Genomic DNA, 3,068 nt, shown 5'->3' with positions numbered 1-3,068 from the left:
GTTCTATCAAGCCGTGAACGTCGTGCTGGAAATGCAACTGGACGATGATCTGCAACTGAGCGATTACGAGGTCAACTTCCGCCGGATGTTCGGCAACGAGCGGATGGACGCGGCGATAGGGTCCGTGGATGGCAGCGTACGTTTCTATGGTCTGACGCCGACGAGCATGAAGCTGGAAGGGCTCGACAGGCACCTTCGTCTGATCGACAGTTACAAGAAGCTGCACATGGCGCGGGCCAGGGTGGCGACTTTATTCAGCTGACAGCGATAACAAAAAAGCACCTTGGGTGCTTTTTTGTTATTTGGCGGCCAGCCAACCGTCTGTATGCGGTGGGCTGATTTTTTGGCTATGACATGGGCTGTGGCTGCCCATGAGGAAGCTCTTCTATATAGAAGGGCGTTTTGGCTCCTCTATACAGGCTAGCTTTGGGGCGTTTTGCTGCATTCTGCAGGTTATTGATAGAAAACCTGAATCAGTGCTTGACGGCAGATTACAGGTGTCTATAATTCGCCCCACTTCCGGCGCAGTCGAAACGGAAAACTCCTTGGYAAACAATGAGTTAYGCAGTTTTCGGCAGCAGGTTGCTTCAGGTCATCGAAGCCAAAAGGGAGTTGAAAAAGAGGTGTTGACAGCAGCGTGTAACGCTGTAGAATTCGCCTCCCGCTGAAGAGAGATCTGAAGCGCAAGTGGTTGAAGTTGAAAAGGAAACTTGGAAARCTTCTGAAAATAATCACTTGACAGCAAATGAGGCTGCTGTAGAATGCGCGCCTCGGTTGAGACGAAAGMTCTTAACCAACCGCTCTTTAACAACTGAATCAAGCAATTCGTGTGGGTGCTTGTGGAGTCAGACTGCTAGTCAACAGATTATCAGCATCACAAGTTACTCCGCGAGAAATCAAAGATGTAACCAACGATTGCTGAGCCARGTTTAGGGTTTTCTCAAAACCCAAAGATGTTTGAACTGAAGAGTTTGATCATGGCTCAGATTGAACGCTGGCGGCAGGCCTAACACATGCAAGTCGAGCGGATGAMRRGAGCTTGCTCCTGAATTCAGCGGCGGACGGGTGAGTAATGCCTAGGAATCTGCCTGGTAGTGGGGGACAACGTTTCGAAAGGAACGCTAATACCGCATACGTCCTACGGGAGAAAGCAGGGGACCTTCGGGCCTTGCGCTATCAGATGAGCCTAGGTCGGATTAGCTAGTTGGTGAGGTAATGGCTCACCAAGGCGACGATCCGTAACTGGTCTGAGAGGATGATCAGTCACACTGGAACTGAGACACGGTCCAGACTCCTACGGGAGGCAGCAGTGGGGAATATTGGACAATGGGCGAAAGCCTGATCCAGCCATGCCGCGTGTGTGAAGAAGGTCTTCGGATTGTAAAGCACTTTAAGTTGGGAGGAAGGGCATTAACCTAATACGTTAGTGTTTTGACGTTACCGACAGAATAAGCACCGGCTAACTCTGTGCCAGCAGCCGCGGTAATACAGAGGGTGCAAGCGTTAATCGGAATTACTGGGCGTAAAGCGCGCGTAGGTGGTTYGTTAAGTTGGATGTGAAAGCCCCGGGCTCAACCTGGGAACTGCATTCAAAACTGACRAGCTAGAGTATGGTAGAGGGTGGTGGAATTTCCTGTGTAGCGGTGAAATGCGTAGATATAGGAAGGAACACCAGTGGCGAAGGCGACCACCTGGACTGATACTGACACTGAGGTGCGAAAGCGTGGGGAGCAAACAGGATTAGATACCCTGGTAGTCCACGCCGTAAACGATGTCAACTAGCCGTTGGGAGCCTTGAGCTCTTAGTGGCGCAGCTAACGCATTAAGTTGACCGCCTGGGGAGTACGGCCGCAAGGTTAAAACTCAAATGAATTGACGGGGGCCCGCACAAGCGGTGGAGCATGTGGTTTAATTCGAAGCAACGCGAAGAACCTTACCAGGCCTTGACATCCAATGAACTTTCCAGAGATGGATKGGTGCCTTCGGGARCATTGAGACAGGTGCTGCATGGCTGTCGTCAGCTCGTGTCGTGAGATGTTGGGTTAAGTCCCGTAACGAGCGCAACCCTTGTCCTTAGTTACCAGCACGTWATGGTGGGCACTCTAAGGAGACTGCCGGTGACAAACCGGAGGAAGGTGGGGATGACGTCAAGTCATCATGGCCCTTACGGCCTGGGCTACACACGTGCTACAATGGTCGGTACAGAGGGTTGCCAAGCCGCGAGGTGGAGCTAATCCCACAAAACCGATCGTAGTCCGGATCGCAGTCTGCAACTCGACTGCGTGAAGTCGGAATCGCTAGTAATCGCGAATCAGAATGTCGCGGTGAATACGTTCCCGGGCCTTGTACACACCGCCCGTCACACCATGGGAGTGGGTTGCACCAGAAGTAGCTAGTCTAACCTTCGGGAGGACGGTTACCACGGTGTGATTCATGACTGGGGTGAAGTCGTAACAAGGTAGCCGTAGGGGAACCTGCGGCTGGATCACCTCCTTAATCGACGACTCAGCTGCTCCATRAGCTCCCACACGAATTGCTTGATTCATTGAAGAAGACGATATAGAAGCAGCCTTTTGGGTTGTAGCTTAGTTGGTTAGAGCGCACCCCATGCTCTGTGGTAAAGAGCAGGGTGAGGTCGGCCTTAGCAGCTCGAAATTGGGTCTGTAGCTCAGTTGGTTAGAGCGCACCCCTGATAAGGGTGAGGTCGGCAGTTCGAATCTGCCCAGACCCACCAATTTTGTGTGGGAAACGCCTGTAGAAATACGGGGCCATAGCTCAGCTGGGAGAGCGCCTGCCTTGCACGCAGGAGGTCAACGGTTCGATCCCGTTTGGCTCCACCACTAACTGCTTCTGATTGTATAAAGCTTAGAAATGAGCATTCCATAGGTTCGATGGTGAATGTTGATTTCTAGTCTTTGACTAGTTCGTTCTTTAAAAATTTGGGTATGTGATAGAAAGATAGACTGAACGTTACTTTCACTGGTAACGGATCAGGCTAAGGTAAAATTTGTGAGTTGCTCTATGAGCAAGTGCGAATTTTCGGCGAATGTCGTCTTCACAGTATAACC

General features: G+C 51.2%; 2 tRNA genes, 1 rRNA gene and 1 pseudogene. All 4 read left to right on the top strand.

What is annotated here, in order from left to right:
- Positions 1-262: pseudogene (locus AC1DVH_RS28725) on the top strand (OsmC domain/YcaO domain-containing protein); the annotation flags it as partial.
- 697 nt (positions 263-959) lie between these two features.
- Positions 960-2,496, top strand: a 16S ribosomal RNA gene (locus tag AC1DVH_RS28720).
- Positions 2,497-2,657: 161 nt separating this feature from the next.
- Positions 2,658-2,734, top strand: a tRNA-Ile gene (locus AC1DVH_RS28715).
- 30 nt (positions 2,735-2,764) lie between these two features.
- Positions 2,765-2,840: transfer RNA gene (locus AC1DVH_RS28710), tRNA-Ala, on the top strand.
- Positions 2,841-3,068: the final 228 nt, after the last annotated feature.

The sequence above is a fragment of the Pseudomonas sp. P4_C3 genome (assembly GCF_056402075.1).
The sequence above is the reverse complement of the archived record's forward strand: the minus strand, read 5'-3'. Positions and strand labels throughout refer to the sequence as shown.